Source organism: Microbacterium faecale, assembly GCF_014640975.1.
GTDB classification, from domain to species: Bacteria; Actinomycetota; Actinomycetes; order Actinomycetales; family Microbacteriaceae; genus Microbacterium; species Microbacterium faecale.
Genome location: NZ_BMHO01000002.1, coordinates 329138 through 346695 on the forward strand (window position 1 = coordinate 329138; position 17558 = coordinate 346695).

A 17558-nucleotide genomic window follows, 5' to 3' on the forward strand; every position below is an offset into this window, starting at 1 on the left:
CCGTCCCCGTGCGCCGTCAGCGTTGGTCGATCACGCTCCATCCGCCGTGGGCACGCCGCACCTGCAGCTGCGTGAGGATCTGCTCCTTCATGGATTCCACGTGGCTGATGAGACCGATCGTGCGTCCGCCCTGCCGGAGGTCCTCGAGCGTGCGCATCGCGACGTCAAGCGTCTCGGCGTCGAGGGAGCCGAAGCCTTCGTCGATGAAGAGGGTGTCGAGGCGCAGGCCACCGGCGCGGTTCGTGACGACTTCAGCGAGGCCGAGCGCGAGCGCGAGCGAGGCGAGGAACGTCTCGCCGCCGGAGAGCGAGTGGGGCGGCCGTGCACGGCCCGTGAACGCGTCGAACACCTCGATGCCGAGCCCGGAGGCGGCGTTGCGGTGAGCGCGCGCGTCGGAGTGCCGCAGCTCATAGCGGTTACCACTCATCTCGGCGAGGCGCAGGTTCGCCGCCTGCACAATCTCTTCCAGCTCGGCCGCGAGCACGAAGGTCTCGAGATTCATCCGCAGCTCGTTCGGCGCCCGGCCGGCGACAGAATGGGCGAGCCGCGTGATGACGTTCGCACGTGCGAGCACGTCGTGCACGCGTTCGAGCGCCGCGTGCGCACGCTGCGCTGCAGAGGCCAGCGAGGACGCCGCCTGCCGCGTCGCCTGCACGCGCTCGAGGGCGTTATCGTGGGCAGTCCGCGCCGCGGCGAGCGCCGCGGCCGTCGCGTCGACGTCGACGCGCTCGTCGGGGAGCTCGAACTCCGTCAGCTCGGCGAGGTCGCGTTCGGCGGAGGCCCGTGATGCATCGGCGTCGGTGATCCGCTTCTCGAGGCGCACGATCTCGTCGGCCGACCGCCGGGCGAGCTGGGCTGCGTCCACCGACGCGAACTCGGCCTCGGCGAGCGCTGCGTCGCGCGCGGAGGCCGCTTCTTCTTCCGCGGTGCCGGCCCGTTCCCGCTCACGCGTGGCCGCAGCGCACGCCCGCGCGGTTGCGGCACGACGCTTTACCGTCTCGATACGCGCGGTGACCGAGTCGAACGGGCCGCGCGCCGCGTCGATCGCCTCCCGCTCGGCGGCGAGGAGCTTCTCGGCCGTGATGATCTCGCTGTCGGCGCCCGACCGCGCTTCGAGTGCGGCCGTGCGGTCCTCATCGAGACGGGCACGCTCCGCGTCGAGCTCGCGGATCCTCTTTTCGCGCTCGTCGGTCTCGCCGCGCGCGCGTTCGGCGTCGTCGCGTTGTTCGCGGGCCGCTCCCAGAGCCGCCTCGACGTCTTCGACGGTGCGACCATCGGCGCGCTCCTGCACGGCACGAAGCTCCGTGTAGGAGCGTTGCCTCGCTTCGACGGCCTGGTCGTGGGCGCCCGCGGCAGCCGCACGCGCCTCTCCTGCGCGGTCGATCTCGCCGTCGGTGACGCGATCGTCCGCGGGATCGGCGGGCGAGGGGTGTGCGGTGGATCCGCACACGGTGCACGGCTCGCCAGGCGTGAGGCTCGCAGCGAGCTCGCCGGAGTATCCCGCTAGCCGTCGGCGCTGCAGGTCGTTGAGGACGTGATCGGCTGCATCACGTTCGCGGGCGGTTTGCTGCGCGGCCTTCTCCGCCTCGGCGTAGGCATCCGTGCGCGGGGCGATCTCTCGCGCGGCGCGGAGGCGCAGACCGAGCTCGTCGATGCGGTTCCGGGCGCTGTCGGCCGTCGCGGCGCGCGCGATCGCCGCGTCACGGTGAGCGCGCTCTTCGTCAAGCTCGACGGGGATCTGTTCCCCGCGCTGCTGCAGCCTCGCGATCCGCTCGTCGTGCTCCGTACGCTGAGCACGCAGGCGCACGATCTGCTCGGCCCGCTCGTCGAGCTGCGCCTCGCGATCGCGCAACGGCTCCCACCGGCCGATGCGCTGATGGCACGCGTCGTCGAAGTCGTCGAGGACGTCGGGGAGAGCGTCCGCAGCCGGCAGCGCGGGGTCGTCGGCGCCGTGCAGGTCAGCGGCGGCCTGGCGTTCTTCCGCCCACGCCTGGCGGGCGTTCTCGGCCGCATCGGTCCGACGTTCGCGTTCGGCGTGCGCCCGGGCGAGGGCGTCGATCGCGGAGGTAACGGTCGTCGCCCGACGTGCGGCGGCGAGCTCCCGCCGCGCGGCGTCGAGCGCGTCCCGCTCGGCGTCGAGGGTGCCGATCCGCGCCCGCGCGGCGTCGCGCCGCTCTTGTCGTTCGGCGGTGCGGCGGCGTTTCTCGTGCGCGGCCTCCGCCGCGTCGCGGGCCACTGTCGCATCGTCCTGGGCGCGGCGCGCCGCGGCGGCGTGCTCGTCCGCGCGCTCCATCGCAGCGTCGACGGAACCGATCCGCGCGTCGACGTCGCCGGGATCCGCGCCGCCCGCGTCGTTCGGTTCCTCGTTCGTGCTCGCGCCGTTCGCGTCGGTGTCGGCATCCGGCTCCTCGGATGCCTCCGGTGTCTCGTCCTCCCCCGCGCCGGTCCGGCCCTCCGTGTCTGTGAGGTCGGCGGAGTCCTCCTCGGCGTTCTCATCCGTGCGTTCCGCGGCGTCGCGTTCGCGGACCTCCGCGAGGAGATCCTCCACCTGGTCAAGAATCGCCTGCAGGTCGCCGGACCGGCGTGCGACATCAGCCTCGGCCGTCTTGCGCCGCTCATCGAGCGTGCGTTCGTAATCCTCGAAGCGGCGAGTTCCGAACAGCGACCGGAGCAGGCGCTGACGTTCGTCGTTCTTCGCCAGGAGGAAGCGCGCGAACCGGCCCTGCGCGAGCAGGATCACCTGCTGGAACTGTTCGCCGTTCATGCCGACGATCTCCGCGATGCGGCTCGCGACCTCCCGCTCGCGCGCGGCGACGCCGATCCACTCGCCGCCGTCCTTCCGAAACAGCGTGACAGCGGACGGCTCGGTCGTCGTGCCCTCGCCACGCAGCTTCGGTCGCTCGTACTGCGGCCGACGTTCGATGCGCCATCGGTCACCGGCGACGCCGAACTCGAGCGCGACCTCGGTCGGGTCGCCGACCTCGGCGTAGTCGCTGCGCAGGCGCTTCTCGGAGTCGTCGTAGCGCGGCGCCGATCCGTAGAGCGCGAAGCAGACGGCGTCAAGGATGCTGGACTTTCCGGCGCCGGTACGTCCGGCGATGAGGAAGATCCCCTCGCCCGTGTAGCGCTCGAAGTCGATCGTCTGCAGGTCGCGAAACGGCCCGAAGCCGCGGATCTCGAGGCGGTCAATCCTCATCGCGCGACCTCCGCTCCGTGCGCGGCGACGACGTCTGCGATGATGCGTGCCTCATCATCCGTCGCCGCTTCCCCGCGACGGACGTGCCGCAGGAAGCCGTCGACGATCTGCGGATCGGGCGTTCCGCGCCCCACACGGTCGCGATAGCTGGCCGCGCGCTCGTCTGCGTCACCGTCCGGGCGTCGCTCAATCGTTGCGCAGAACGGGAAGCGCTGACGTAGCCGCCGCATGGGTTCGAGCGGAGCCGTGCGATCGGTCAGGACCGCGCACACCCAGGAATCCGCGTGGGCGTCGTACTCCGGCGCGCTCAGCAGTTCCTCGATCGTGCCGTCGAGCGTGACGAGCGGACGCGGAACCGCGAAGTCGATCCAGTCGGTGGCGGCGAGGCCCTCCGCGTCGAGCTCGACGAGCCAGGCGCCGCGCGGTTTGTCAGCCTCCCCGAAGCTGTAGTGCAGCGGGGCCCCCGCGTAGCGGACGCGGTCGGAGAGCTGCGCACGCCCGTGGATGTGGCCGAGCGCGATGTAGTCGGGCCCCTCGAGATCGGCGACCGGGACGACGTCGAGCGTGCCCTGTGTGAGGCTCTGTCGCACCTCGCGTTCGAGCTGCGGGGTCGCCTCGACGCCCGCGGCAAAGATGTGGGCGATCGCGACGGATCGACCGCCCCGCGCCGCACGGTCGTCGTTGATGAGGCGCATCGCGTGACGCACGACCTGTTCGTGCGTGCGCAGCGTCTCCTCGGGCCAGAGGTGCCGCACGAGAGCGGGCTCGAGGTAGGGGATCGGGTAGATGTGCACGGGACCGTGCTCGTCGTCCAGCGTGATCGGCGTGCCGACGGCGCTCGGATCCGTCGCGACGTGGATCCCCTCTCGGAGGAGCGGAGCCTGGAAGCCGAGCCGCGCGGGCGAGTCGTGGTTGCCGCTCGTCACAACGACGCGGGCGCCTGCCTCACGGATGCCCGTGAGCATGTCCGTCAGGAGGCGGTAGCAGTCAGCGGCCGGCATCGCGGAGTCGAACACATCGCCCGCGACGATGACGAGGTCGACCGCGCGCTGGCGCACCTCGCTCACGAGACCGTCGAGCACCCTCCGGAGCGCGTCGAGCGTGGAATGGCCGTGAAACGATCTCCCAATGTGCCAGTCGGAGGTGTGGAGGATCCGCATGCCTCCACGTTATTGGTCTGCCCCGACAAACGGGGACGGCGGGGGCGCGCCGAAGTGAACCGCGGCGCGCCCCGCCGTCCACGATCAGCGGCGCGCCAGGCGCAGCATCGACCACGACACGGGCGGGAGCACCGCGGTCAGCCGCTCCCCCGTGATCGTGGCGCTGTCGTTCGCGCGCGGGAGAACCGTGTCGGGGTCGTCGGCCGTGGCCTGCCACATCGGGTCACTGTGCGCGAACGTCACGGCCTCGACGAGCTGCAGGTCGCTGGCACCGCGCACGTCAACCGCGAGCTCGAGGTCCTCGCCCGTCGCCCGGTTCACGGCGAACACCACGATGTCGCCCGAGGCCGGGTCGTGGGTGGCGACGGCGTCGATCACCGGCACCGCTCCGAACTTCGCCGTCTCCTGCGTCGGCGCATCGATCGCGAGGCGCAGCACCTCCCCTGCGGCATGCCGCGCGGTCAGCGCGAACGGGTGGAAGATCGTCTGGCGCCAGCTCCGGCCGCCGGGCTCGGTCATGATCGGCGCGATGACATTCACCAGCTGCGCAAGCGACGCGGAGTGCACGCGGTCGGTGTGTCGCAGCAGCGAGATGAGCAGGTTGCCGACCACGACGGCGTCGGCCACGTTGTACTTGTCCTCGAGGAGGACGGGAGCAACCGGCCAGTCGTCGCCTTCCGGCACCTTCGACTCGGCTCGCTTCTGGTACCAGACGTTCCACTCGTCGAAGGAGATCGCGATCCGCTTGCTGTGCTTGCCCGACGCCCGAACAGCGTCGGCAGTCGCCGCGACCGAGTCGATGAAGTGGTCCATATCGATCGAGGAGGCGAGGAACGATGCGAGGTCACCGTCCTCCTCGTAGTAGTAGGCGTGGGCCGACACCATGTCGACGTGCTCGTACGACTCGGTCAGCACGACCCGTTCCCAGTCGCCGAACGTCGGCATGGCGGATTTGGACGAACCGCACGCGACCAGCACGAGGTCCGGATCCATCATCCGCATCGCGCGCGCGGTCTCGGCCGCGATCCTGCCGTATTCCTCGGCCGTCTTGTGACCGATCTGCCACGGGCCGTCCATCTCGTTTCCGAGGCACCACATCTTGATGTCGTACGGCTCGTCGGATCCGTTCGCCCGCCGGAGGTTCGCGAAGTGCGTGTCCCCGGCGCCGTTGCAGTACTCGAGCAGATCGAGCGCCTCCTGCACTCCGCGGGTGCCGAGGTTGACGGCCATCATCGGCTCGACATCGGCCGATCGGCACCAGCGGATGAACTCGTCGACGCCGACGAGGTTCGGCTCCGTGGAGTGCCACGCCAATTCGGGGCGCCGCGGACGCTCGTCAACCGGACCGATCGCGTCCTCCCAGCGGTACCCGGAGACGAAGTTGCCGCCCGGGTAGCGCACCGTCGTCACGCCGAGCTCACGCAAGAGGTCAATGACGTCGTGCCGAAAGCCATCCGCGTCCGCGGAAGGGTGCTCCGGTTCGAAGATGCCGGTGTAGACGCAGCGCCCGAGGTGCTCAACGAACGAGCCGAACGTTCGCGGGCGCACGGGCCCGACGACGAAGGCGGGGTCGACCGTGACGGAAGCAGTCAGCATGAAGGGATCCTTTCAGCAGTTTCCGTCGACGCGCGTCGACGGCGGAGGGAGAAGATGCGCCCGCTGGCAGCGCGTGACGAGCGCTGCCAGCGGGCGTGTGGGGCGTGCTAGCCGAGTTCGTTCTCGAGATCGGCCTGGGCTTGTTCGAGAGCGTCCTCGGCGGGCACGCCGTTCTCGAACACCTCATTGAGGGTCACCGTGCGGAAGAGGTTGTCCACCGACGGCCAGTTCGGCCACGAGAACGACTCCCAGTGCCCGATGTCTCCCTTGACCTCGTTCAGAACATCGAACAGGTTCGTCTGGAAGTACTCGTTGAACTTGTTGTCGGGGTTGTGTGTGACCTCTTCGTCCTCCCACACCGCCATGTTCACCGGGTCGAAGCCGAGTTCCTCCCACACCGCGACGTTCGCCTCGGGCGAGAGCTTGGCGAACGCCAGCCACTCCGATGCAAACTCCGCGACCGGCGACGAGCCGACGACGGCAGTACCCGTGCCGCCACCGCCGATGGTCTTGACCGTCGCGTCTTCGGTCACCGGAGCGGGCGCGATCGCGACCTTGCCTGCGAGGTCCGGCATGTAGTCGACGAAACGCGAGGTGTACCAGGCGGGGTACACGACGGCGGCGAAGTCGCCGGCGTTGATCGCGCCGAACGCTTCCTCGTCATCGGGGCTGCCGCCGGGGATGGTGGAGATCGCTCCGGCCTCCTGCATGTCCTGGAGCATCGAGATCGTCTCGATGGCTTCCGGGCTGTTGACGAGCGGATTGCCCTCGTCATCCATCCACTCGCCGCCGAGCTGCGCCGTGATCAGCGGCTCGACGAACGTGACGCCCGTCTCGGCGATGCCGAAGTTCTTGTCGGTGGCTTCGTTGTAGGCCTGGCCCGCCTCGCTGAAGTCGGTCCACGTCTCGATCGTCGTGTAGTCGATCCCCGCGCCCTCGAGCAGCTCGGTGTTGTAGAAGGCGACGAACGCTCCCACGTGCGTGGGGTAGGCGTAGACCGCTCCGTCCTTGGAGTACAGGTCGAGGCGCGCCTGAACCACATCGTCGACGTACGGCTCCGCTGCCGCGGTGAGGTCGGCGAGCGGCGGGTTCTCGCCGCGCATGAAGTTCGCGAACTTGTTGACCTCGATGTCGACGACATCGGGGAGGCCCTCGCCCGCGTTCAGACCGAGCTGCAGCTTGTTGTGCATGTCTTCATACGGGTAGATCGTCATCTGGAGGTCGATCGCCTTGTCCGGGTTCTCGTCGTTCCAGGCCTCGGCCATGGCCTCGTAGAACGCCGCGTGGACCTCAGCGAAGACCCACATGTCGACGACGGTCGAGCCGTCGTCATTGACCGCGGCCTCCTCGGGCTCTCCCCCGCCCCCGCACCCGGCAAGAGTGATGGCTCCGAGCGCGACGACCGCCGCGACCGGCGTGATCCTGCGTCTGTTCATGATGTTCTCCTTGAGCGTGCTGTGTGTGAGGGATAGACGGATATTGCTCACCCTTTGACCGCGCCCGCGGTCATGCCTTCAATGAAGTAGCGCTGGAAGGCGAGGAAGAGCACGAGAATCGGAATCAGCGAGAAGAACGCGCCGACGATCAGCAGGTCGTAGTTGTTGCCGTGCGGCGTCAGCAGCGCGTTCAGACCGATCGGCAGGATGAACTTCTCGGAGCTGCGCAGCACGAGCAGCGGCCACAGAAAGTTGTTCCAGCACAGCATGCCGTTCAGGATCGCCATCGCCGCAATGGCCGGCTTGGCGATGGGCAGCACGAGTCGGAAGAAGATGCCGAACTCTGTCACGCCGTCCACACGGCCCGCTTCGACGAGTTCGTACGGCACCCCGAGGAAGTACTGGCGGAAGAAGAAGATCGTCATCGCGTGGGCGAGGAACGGGAGGAAGATCACGATGAAGGTGTCGGCGAGGTCGAAGTCGTTGATCTGCACGTACAGCGGGAGCATGATCATTTCGAACGGCACCGTCATCACGATGAGCACAGCGATGAAGACCGCTTGCTTGCCGCGGAAGTTGTACATGGCGAGGCCGTACGAGACGAACGAACTGACCAGCAGCGTGAGCACGACCTGAACGGCTGTCAGCCAGAGGCTGTTCCAGAACCAGATGAAGTAGTCACCCGAGTCGGTGAAGAGCACCTCGTAGCTGTCGAGATCGAACGACCCGAAGTCAATGGAGAAGGTGACGCCACTGCGCAGGAGCGTCCCGCCGTCCTGGAAGGAACCGAGGAAGATCGCAATGATCGGGACCAGCGCGACGAGCGCCATAAGGATCAGCAGCCCCGACTGGATCCGGCCCGCCCAGCGCACCGACCAGGGAAGCTGCGGGCGCTCGCCCTCGACGATCGTGATGCTTGCGCGTGTATCCGTCATCGCGCATCCGCCTTCCGGAAGGTGCCCGTCAAGGCAAGCTGCGTGATGTTGATGGTCAGGACCACGACGAGCAGCACGACGCCCACCGCCGAGGCGAAGCCCATGTCGTTCTTCTCAATGCCCTGTCGGTAGAGGTATCCGACGATCGTCAGGCCCTGGTTGTTCGGGGAGTTGTTGCCCGCGTAGAGCATGAAGCTCTCGGTGAACATCGCCAGCCCGCCGTAGATGCTGATCGTGACGACGTACACGATCGTCGGCTTCAGGTTCGGAATCGTGATCTGGAGGAACTGCTGGACGCGCCCCGCCCCGTCGATCGAGGCGGCCTCGTAGTACTCACGCGGAATCGACTGCATCCCCGCGAGGAAGTACATCGTGTTCACACCGGCCCAGCGCCAGAGCGCAAGGGCGAGCAGCACGAGCAGGCCCGGGATGTCCTCGCGCAGCCACCGCACGGGGTCGAGGCCGATCGACGTCAGGATCTGGTTCATCATGGCCGTCTCGCTCTCGGAGAACATCAGCCGGAAGACGAGACCGGCGACGACGAGAGACGTGAGCGCGGGGACGAACAGCGACGCTTTGAAGAACGTCTTGACGCGGTCGCTGCCGATCTTCGAGTTGAGAATCGCAGCCAGCACCATGGGGATCGGCACCAGCAGGATCAGAGTGAACACCATGTAGCGGAAGCTGTTGCCCATGGCCTGCCAGAAGACGCGGTCGCCCAGCATCCGCTCGTAGTTCTTGGCGCCGATGAAGGTCTCTTGGCCGTAGAGCACCTCGTGGAAGCTCAAGACGAACGAACGTCCGATCGGGAGTGCCCAGAAGAGCAGCAGCGTGATCACGAACGGCAGCACGAACAAATACGGTGCGGCCTTCGTCGAATAAAGCAGTCGCTTCATTGCGCCTTCCAGGGTATGCGGCGGCGTCGCCAGCAGGTCGTTACAACGCTGTAGATTTTACAACGCTGTAAACTCGTGCGCAAGAGCGGTCGCGAGTCGAGGGATCCCGCCCCGATTAGAATGGCCGGAAGTTGCGGGATGGGCGATCGACGGGATTTTGGGGGGCGAAATGGCATCCACGTTGCGTGACGTCGCGCGCCTCGCCGACGTCTCGATCAAGACAGTCTCCAATGTCATCCACGACTATCCGCATGTACGGCCGGCGATGCGCGAGCGCGTGCAGGCTGCGATCGACGAGCTCGGCTACCGCCCCAACATGTCGGCACGAGGCCTGCGCTCCGGACGCACCGGGGTGATCGGACTCGCCGTACCCTCGCTTCGAGAGAATTACTTCGCCGAGCTCGCGGACTCGGTTATTCGTGCGGCAGATAGCCGCGGGCTCAGCGTCGTCGTTGAACAGACGGGCGGGGAACGCGAACGCGAGCTCGAGGTGCTCGGCGACAAGCGCGCACGACTCACGGATGGATTGCTGTTCAGCCCGGCCGCACTGGGACAGGGTGACCTCCCGAAGCTTCACACCACGTTCCCGCTCGTCCTCCTGGGCGAGCGCATCTTCGGTGGGCCGACCGACCACGTCACGATGCACAACACCTCGTCGGCACGCGCGGCAGTCGAGCACCTGATCGACATCGGACGGCGCCGCATCGCCGTGATCGGCGCAGACCACCAGGACGGTGAGGGGGCGAGTTCCGCCACGCTTCGCGTATCCGGGTATCTTCAGGCGCTCGAGGGCGCCGGCTACCCTGTCGATCCGGAACTCATCCGCACCGGTGCGCACTGGAGCCGCGCGACCGGTGCCGAATCGATCCGCGAGCTCCTCCGCACCGGCGTCGAGTTCGACGCGGTGTTCGCGCTCAACGATTCGCTCGGACTCGGGGCGCTGCGCGCGCTCGGCGAGGCGGGTCTACGCTCCCCGGAGGACGTTGCGGTCATCGGATTCGACAACATCGACGAAGCACAGTTCACCATTCCGTCGATGTCGAGCGTCGACGTCGGTCGCGATCAGATCGCGACCGACGCCGTCGAGATGCTCATCGAACGCATCGAGGACAAGGAACCCGGACGACGCCCACGCGTCGCGAAACCCGATTACCGGATCGTCCGGCGCGAGTCGACCGGGTTCCCCGCCCACGAGCGGTAACGCCTCTACTCGCCCGCAGTGAATAGGTCCGGCAGGAAGTCGATGAGCGACTTCTGCCACACGTCCCAGCTGTGCGGACCGGGAATCAGCGGGTGGAAGACGTGGTCGACACCGTTCTCCTCCAGAGACTCCACGAGCGCCAGCGTGGGCTGAAGGGTGAAGTCCTGCACGTCACCGGAATAGATGCTGAGCAGTTCCGTCCCCTCGTTGAGGGCGTCGACGTCGGCGTCGTCCGGCACCGAGCCGAACGTGGAGAACAGCCCGACGTACGCGAACTCACCGGGGTGCGCCAGGAGCGTGCTGAACGCGTGACCCGATCCCATCGACAACCCCGCCAACGCACGGTCAGCGCTGTCTCCGCTCACGTGGTAGTTCTGCTCGGCCGTCGGCACGATCACCTCGGTGATCTCCGTCGGGAAATCGACGCCGTTGCCGTTCGCCATGACGACGACCATCGGATCGATGCTTCCACGCAGATAGTGGTTGTCGAGGATCTGCGCGGCCCGCCCGACCTGGATCCAGTCACTCCAGGTCTGTCCCCCGCCGTGCTGCAGATACAGCACAGGGTAGGCTTCGGCGCGCGCGGGGTCATAGTCGGACGGTGTCCACACATACGCGGAGCGACTCTCGTCAGCCGTGCTGTCGTAGGACATCGTCGTGACTTCGCCGCGATTCTCGGGTGCCACGTCTGCCGTGTACTTGGCGCGCGGACCCTCGCCCGCGACGTAGAAGGTGCTCCACGTGGGTTCGGAATTCACGAAGGTCGGGTTCGACTCGTCCTTCATGTCGACGCCGTCGCCCGTGAACTTGTAGTAGTACGAACCGCCGTCCAGCGGTCCGACCGTCAACCGCCACCGGTCGCCGTCGCGGACCATCGGGATGCGCAACCAGTTCCCGGCGGGGCCCCAGTTCGCCCACACCACAACCTCCGACGCCTCCGGGAATTCGTCGGTCTCGAACGTCACGATCCCGTTCTCGTCGATCCATGGCGTCGGCGTCGTCCCCGCGTCGGGCAGTGAGTGCTCACCGTCGAGCGCGAGGTGCCCCTCGCTCATCTCGCCGTCGCTGCCCTGGAACAAGCGTGGCGCGAAGTCAGCCAACGCCTCCTGCCACGTGTTCCAGATGTCGCCGTACGCGGGGTTCGAGCCGTCCGTCTCATACTCGACACCAGCGGCGTCGAGCGTCTCCGACAGCGCGACATTGTCATTGTAGGAAGCGTCGGTGGTGTTTCCGACGTACAGCCTGACGAGGTCTGCGTTCCGGTTGATCTGCTTCGCGTGGCCGTTGCTGATGAAGCCGTCGAAATGCCCGGAGAAGGAACCGAAGCTTGAGAACTCCTTCGACTTCTTCACCATCAGTTCCAAGGTCTGAGCGGCCCCGCGCCCAATACCCGCGAGTGCACGCTGATCCGAATCGGACGAGACGTGGAAGCTCTCTTCCACGGCCGGAATCAGATTGCGCAGCACCTCCCCGTCCACCCTGGACGTGTCCCCATCGCCCATCACGACAACCATCGGTTCGATCTCGCCGTTGCTCACGAGATTGTCGAAGATCTGCGCGGCGCGCCCGAGCTCGGTCCACTCGCTGTAAGCCTGGCCCTCGTCCTGCAGGAGGTACAGCACCGGGTACGGTTCCGTGCGGTTCGCGTCGTAGTTCGGCGGCGTCCACACCTGAGCCGCCCGGTCGGCGTGTGCGACGCGGCTGTCATAGTCGAGGGTCGTCAGCTCGCCGCCGTTCGGAACGTCTTGCAACCATTCGGCCGATTCCCCCTCAACGAACAAGGTCGACAGGCTCGGCTGTGCGGTGACGGCCTGCGGCGTCTCCGGATTCCGGAACTCGACAACTCCCCCGCCGTCGACCTTCGCCTCGTAGTGGAATGAGTATTGTCCAGGGTCAAGCGGGCCGATCTTGGCCGACCAGATATCGCCGTCTCGACCGAGACTCAAGCGTGACGATTGGTGACCGGGGCCGAAGCTGCCCTCGACCGCGAAGCTGTCCGGAACAGCACCGACTTCGTCCACCACCACCGAGTGAGGGACCGAGAACTGGTAGATACCGTCCGAGATCTCGGAGATCCAGGGGTCGTCAGCGATCAGGTCGGCCGCGGCGGGTTGAACCGCCAGCAATGCGCCCGCGCTGATCGCTCCCGTCGCGATCAGCGCTGTCCATCTGCGGCTCACGCCGCGACGGCGGCGGACGCGTGTCCGAGTTGTCATCACCATTGATTCCTCTCTGTACGCGAGTGCTGCGGCACTCTCCGCCGTGGTCCTTTCCACGGCGAAGACGATGAAACCGGCCGTCCATTTACAACGTCGTACATCGTCCTGTGTGCAAGGATGGAACCAACGAGCGGATAAGTCAACAGAAATTACTACGTTGTATATGCGCTGGGCGTGACACAGGTCTCACCCAACGCGCTGCGCCGCCTAGCCGACAATTACCGCTCATCCCCGCAGGCCGCGTACCGTGGCCGCATGTCCGGCACCCCGAAGAACGTCGTCCAGAACGCACGCGTGCAGGAGGCCCTCGACGTGTGGGCCGACACCAAGGATCCCCAGACGCACAGTGACGTCCTCCGGCGCGCAGCCTCCGGGTGGCTGCTGCTCGACATCTCGCACTCCGAGTTCGCGGATCCCGACAACCCGATGCAGGAAGGCGACAAGCTCGCGCTCACGAGCGTGAGTGACGGCGACGGCAACGATCTGTTGCTCGCCTTCACGGACAATCCGCGCCTCGAGGAATTCGCGGGCGAGGGCACGGTGCGGTCGCTCGCGCAGCGCGCGTCGAGCGTGCTCGCCCAGGCCGTGAGCCAGCACGACGGCCTCGCGATCGACGCGGGAACCGACGGCGCCTTCATCGCGTACAGCGACGAGATCCGGCGCGCCTTCGGCGACGATCAGGACAGCGCCACGCGACTCGCATCGGCGATCGTCGACGGCGAGCACGACCTCGGCCAGTTCGTTGCGTTGCTCCGCGAGTCCGTCGTCTACATCGGCGGGATCCCCGTCACCGGCGACGATGGCGACACGGTCGGCTACAACATCGCGAGCGCATCGCGCGACGACGGATCCGTGTTGCATGCGGTCTTCACGAGCCCCGCGGAGCTGTGGGCGTGGCAGCCAAATGCGGTCGCCCAGCCGACCACGCTCGACGCGATTGTCCTCTCGGCTCGGCAGGACGAGATGGTGGGCCTCGTCGTGAACCCCGTCGGCCCGGCCGCGGAGATCCCACTCGAGGCGTTCGACGCCGAGTAGGCGCTGACCGTGCCAGCGGGTCAGGCGTCGGCGAGCAGCTTCGCGCGCTCCGGGTGCGCGTCGAACCATTCGGCGACGTACCAGCACACGGGCGACACTCGGTGCTCCCCCGCGCTCTCGATCGCGTCGACCGCGCGCTCGGTCACGATCGCGGCGTAGCCGCTGCCACGCTTGGCGGGGTTCGTGAAGGCGCGCGTGAGCGCGATCGTGTCGCCGTTGATCCGATAGTCGAGCACGCTGACGAGCTCGCCCGCGTCTCGCAACTCGAAGCGCGACTGCTCGACGGCGTCGGTGAAAGTCAATGAATCGGTCACACCTGGTGCAACGTGCGGTCTCCGATGTTCATTCCACGACGCGCGACGACATGTTTCGTCATGAAGACCGTCATTCGTTGACATGTGACGAGATGCGCCGCCACAATTGCACTCATGACTGACGACACGCTGCTTCTGTCCGCCCGGGAGGCGAACGGAGTGACCGGTGCGATGATGCCGCACCGGGTCGTCATGTGTTGTCGAATGTGTCGCTGAGCGAACCCCGCCTGCTGCACCACAGATCCCCCGCGCGCTGATCATTCGCGCGCCCGGCCGGTGATCTGATCCGCACGCCGCCCCTCCGGGCCGCGCGAACACCGACACGCATTCCGTGGATCCGACGGATCCGCGCCCTTCGAAGGACACATTCGTCATGACCGTTCTGGCCACTCGCCGCCCCACGACCACCACCCGAACGACGCGCTCGCCCCACCTGCACGCGGTACCCTCTCTGCGTGAGCAACAGGCAGCGCGTGCGGCGCACCCCGCAAAGGTCAGGGTCGTGACCAGCGACGCCGCGCCGACACCGCCCACCTCTCTGCCGGCCGGAACCTCCGAGCCGCGCGGATTCGCGCTGTACGTCGGCCTCGACGAGGCGCAGGCCGCCTCCGACGGCATCAGCCTCAACGTGCTGGTCGACGCCCTTCGACGCACGATTGGCGAGCTCGCACCGCACGCCGAGACCTACGCCACCGTCGCGCTCGCCCCGCAGTCTGCCGGCGGCCGGGACATCGACGTCGTGCGCCTGGCTCTGAAGGAGCCGGGTGCCGTGGCGCGCGTTCGCGCCGAGGCGCCCGCCCGCAACACAGACACCGGAGTCACCGTCGACATCTCGCGCAAGCGGGTCACGATCGACGGCGAGAACGCGTCGCTCACGTACAAGGAGTTCGAACTGCTGCAGTACCTCGTGCTGCGTGAGGGCCGCACGATCGAGCGCTCCGAGCTCGTCGACTCGCTGTGGCAGGCGGGCGACGACTCCGCCCCCGGCGAGCGCACGATCGACGTACACGTGCGTCGGCTGCGTTCGAAGCTGAGCCGTTACGAGGACATCGTGCGGACCGTGCGCGGCGTCGGGTATCGATTCGACCGTCACGCCGACGTCGTCATCCGATACGGCACCGGCGCCCCCTCGCCCGACAGGTTCTGAGGCCCGCCGCTCACGGCTCGTTTGTCGGACGTCGCGCGTAGCGTGACGGCATGACCCTCCCCCTGCAGACCACCTACCGGCCGCGCACCGCGGTCGACCTGGGCACGACGGTCGGCAGTCTGCAGCGCGGGCCCGGCGATCCGACGCAGCACCGGTCCGGCGGCGTGATCTGGCGCGCGTCCCGCACCCCCGCGGGGCTCGCGACGGTTGCGCTCGCGCAGCGACCAGACGGATCCATCAGGGCGGCCGCGTGGGGCGCCGGACGAGAATGGGCACTCGCGCAGGTGCCCGCCCTCTGCGGCGCACACGACGACGCCCGCGGCTTCGACGCCGCGCTCCACCCGGTCGTGGCGCGCGCGGCGAGCCGACGGCCGGGCATGCATCTCGCGCGCACCGACCTCGTCTTCGACGCATTCGCGCAGGCCATCCTCGAACAGAAGGTCACCGTGCGGCAGGCCTTCGGCGCGTGGCGTCGGCTCGTCACCTGGCAGGGTGACCGCGCCCCAGGGCCGACTCCCCGCCCGCTGTTCGCCCCGCCAGCGCCCGACGCCTGGGGGCAGATCCCGTCCTGGACGTGGCATCGCGCGGGGGTCGAGCCGCCACAGTCGAAGACCATCGTCGGCGCGGCCCGGCGCCCCGACGCGGTCGAGCGCGCGACCCGCGGTGCAACGGGCCGGCCCACCGATCCCCTGACGTCGTTCGCCGGTGTCGGTGCGTGGACGGCCGCCGAGACACGGATTCGCGCCCTCGGGGATCCGGACGCGGTGAGTGTCGGCGACATTCACCTCTCGCACGAGGTGGGTTATGCGCTCACGGGCCAGCGCACCGATGACGCCGGCATGCTCGCCCTGCTCGAACCGTGGCGCGGCCACCGACAGCGCGTGATCCGCCTGCTGTTGGCCTGCGGCCCGCGAGAGCCGCGCCGCGCGCCGAGGCTCCACATCGAAGATCATCGCGCCCGCTGAGCCGGGCGGCGCGGATCGCGAGACAATGGAGGCATGTCCCCTCGCGTCCGCCGGATCCTCATCACCGTCGGCCTGTTCGCCCTCGCAGTCCTCGTCGGCACCGTCCTCGGCAACCCGTGGCTCGGCGTCGCGCTCGGGATCCTTATCGGCATCGGCGCGCTGATCGGCATGTCTTCAAAGGCGGCCGGCAACCAGGGCATCTACGACCGCGACGACGACGGAACCGAACTCTGACCAGCCGCGCGAGAACCGTTCTCACCACTCTCGAAGCGGATTCCGAGGCGCCCACCGTTATCGGTTCGTTATAGAGTAACCGGCAGCGCTGCGATCGGCATCGTGACGCGGATCCGGCACCTCTCGGCCGCGTTCTCAGGTTCGACGACTCCCGGCCGAGCCACGAGCGCGATTTCGGCTCGCACCGGGTGATTTCTACGGCCCCGTTCAGGATCAGATCGCATTCTCGTCAGGTCCCCCGACCGAGCCAGCGTCGTCATCGGTCCCGCCGCGCGCGGCAACCCACCGCGCCGCACAGACCGTGAGAGCACCCGCATGACGCACGACGACGCCCCGTTGCCCCTGACCCCTTACCCGCGACCGAGCCACATCATCCGCCTCCGACAGGAGCGCGAGCGCCGCCGTCGCCGGATCAGCATCGGCGTCGCCGTCGCGACCGCCGCGCTCGCTGTCGTGAGCGGAACGGCCGCGGCATCCCTGGGATCCGCGACGCCGCGCGAATCGGCCGGACCCGTTCAGCTCGCGAGCGGCGACATCGCCAAGCAGGCGGCAAAGACGCTCGATTCCGCCACCGACCTCCTCACCCGCGCCGAGAAGACACGCGTCGATGCCTCGTCCCTCACTGGATACGTGGAATACCTCGAGGACTACGAAGGGCTGCCCGCGTCCGTCGCGAGCAACGTGACCGCCGACGCCAACGCCGAGATCGACCGACTCGAGCCGAACGTCACGAAGGCCGAGAAGAAGCAGGAGCGCCGCGAACGCAAAGAACGCGAGGAGCGCGAAGCGCGCGAGGCCGAGGAAGCCGCCGCTCTCGCCGAGGCCAACACCGTCGAGGGCGCGAAGGCCACCGCGAGCGAGCTGATGTCATCGACCTACGGCTGGGGAGCCGACCAGTTCGGCTGCCTCGACGCGCTGTGGACGAAGGAATCCGGCTGGAATTACCAGGCGACCAACCCCTCCAGCGGCGCCTACGGGATCCCGCAGTCCCTGCCCGGCAGCAAGATGGGGACCGTCGCCGGCGACTGGGCGACCAACGCCACAACGCAGATCACCTGGGGCCTCGACTACATCTCGCGCGCCTACGGCACCCCCTGCGCCGCCTGGGGGCACTCCCAAGCCGTCAACTGGTACTAATGCTGAGGCGCCGGGGCGTGCCGCCTGCGGCGTTGTCGTCGATCGACGTACATTCGTACGCCTTCACTCCTCCGCCTTGCACGCGAC

General features: G+C 67.8%; 14 protein-coding genes. 6 read left to right on the forward strand and 8 right to left on the reverse strand.

Features of this window, described 5'->3' with window-relative positions:
• Positions 1-16: 16 nt before the first annotated feature.
• The 6 genes from IEW87_RS14540 to IEW87_RS14565 all read right to left on the reverse strand — a co-directional run bounded on the left by IEW87_RS14540 (position 17) and on the right by IEW87_RS14565 (position 9219).
• Complete coding sequence (locus IEW87_RS14540) at positions 17-3196, reverse strand: AAA family ATPase (protein WP_188713104.1); 3180 nt, start codon at positions 3194-3196, stop codon at positions 17-19.
• Positions 3193-4356 (reverse strand): exonuclease SbcCD subunit D, encoded by a 1164-nt coding sequence (locus IEW87_RS14545; protein WP_188713105.1) that lies wholly within the window; start codon positions 4354-4356, stop codon positions 3193-3195. The genes IEW87_RS14540 and IEW87_RS14545 overlap by 4 nt, the downstream gene beginning before the upstream one ends.
• Before the next feature lie 84 nt (positions 4357-4440).
• Positions 4441-5952 (reverse strand): arabinosylfuranosidase ArfA, encoded by a 1512-nt coding sequence (arfA, locus tag IEW87_RS14550; protein ID WP_188713106.1) that lies wholly within the window; start codon positions 5950-5952, stop codon positions 4441-4443.
• A gap of 107 nt (positions 5953-6059) precedes the next feature.
• A complete protein-coding gene (locus IEW87_RS14555) occupies positions 6060-7388 on the reverse strand; it encodes an ABC transporter substrate-binding protein (protein ID WP_188713107.1) in 1329 nt (442 codons plus the stop codon).
• A gap of 47 nt (positions 7389-7435) precedes the next feature.
• Entirely contained in the window at positions 7436-8323 is an 888-nt protein-coding gene (locus IEW87_RS14560; RefSeq protein WP_188713108.1) for a carbohydrate ABC transporter permease, read from the reverse strand.
• On the reverse strand, positions 8320-9219 hold the full coding sequence (locus IEW87_RS14565; RefSeq protein WP_188713109.1) for a carbohydrate ABC transporter permease: 900 nt from the start codon (positions 9217-9219) through the stop codon (positions 8320-8322). The genes IEW87_RS14560 and IEW87_RS14565 overlap by 4 nt, the downstream gene beginning before the upstream one ends.
• A 169-nt stretch (positions 9220-9388) precedes the next feature.
• On the opposite strand from IEW87_RS14565, the gene IEW87_RS14570 reads away from it, so the two are divergent.
• On the forward strand, positions 9389-10420 hold the full coding sequence (locus IEW87_RS14570) for a LacI family DNA-binding transcriptional regulator (RefSeq protein ID WP_188713110.1): 1032 nt from the start codon (positions 9389-9391) through the stop codon (positions 10418-10420).
• A gap of 5 nt (positions 10421-10425) precedes the next feature.
• Here the strand turns inward: IEW87_RS14570 and IEW87_RS14575 are convergent, their stop codons facing one another.
• Complete coding sequence (locus IEW87_RS14575) at positions 10426-12636, reverse strand: alpha/beta hydrolase-fold protein (protein ID WP_188713111.1); 2211 nt, start codon at positions 12634-12636, stop codon at positions 10426-10428.
• Positions 12637-12894: 258 nt separating this feature from the next.
• Between IEW87_RS14575 and IEW87_RS14580 the strand changes: the two genes are divergently transcribed.
• Complete coding sequence (locus IEW87_RS14580) at positions 12895-13674, forward strand: SseB family protein (RefSeq protein WP_188713112.1); 780 nt, start codon at positions 12895-12897, stop codon at positions 13672-13674.
• 20 nt (positions 13675-13694) lie between these two features.
• Here the strand turns inward: IEW87_RS14580 and IEW87_RS14585 are convergent, their stop codons facing one another.
• Positions 13695-13988, reverse strand: coding sequence for a GNAT family N-acetyltransferase (locus IEW87_RS14585; RefSeq protein ID WP_229731225.1), 294 nt, complete (start codon positions 13986-13988; stop codon positions 13695-13697).
• 373 nt (positions 13989-14361) lie between these two features.
• Here IEW87_RS14585 and IEW87_RS14590 point away from each other — a divergent pair, with 373 nt between their 5' ends.
• From IEW87_RS14590 to IEW87_RS14605, 4 genes are all read left to right on the forward strand, one after another.
• Positions 14362-15135, forward strand: coding sequence for a winged helix-turn-helix domain-containing protein (locus IEW87_RS14590; RefSeq protein ID WP_188713114.1), 774 nt, complete (start codon positions 14362-14364; stop codon positions 15133-15135).
• Between the two features lie 50 nt (positions 15136-15185).
• Positions 15186-16100: a DNA-3-methyladenine glycosylase family protein gene (locus tag IEW87_RS14595; protein WP_188713115.1), complete on the forward strand. Its 915-nt coding sequence runs from the start codon at positions 15186-15188 to the stop codon at positions 16098-16100.
• Positions 16101-16133: 33 nt separating this feature from the next.
• Positions 16134-16334, forward strand: a complete 201-nt coding sequence (locus IEW87_RS14600; RefSeq protein ID WP_188713116.1) for a hypothetical protein — start codon at positions 16134-16136, stop codon at positions 16332-16334.
• A gap of 315 nt (positions 16335-16649) precedes the next feature.
• Positions 16650-17471: an aggregation-promoting factor C-terminal-like domain-containing protein gene (locus IEW87_RS14605; RefSeq protein ID WP_188713117.1), complete on the forward strand. Its 822-nt coding sequence runs from the start codon at positions 16650-16652 to the stop codon at positions 17469-17471.
• Positions 17472-17558 lie beyond the last annotated feature (87 nt).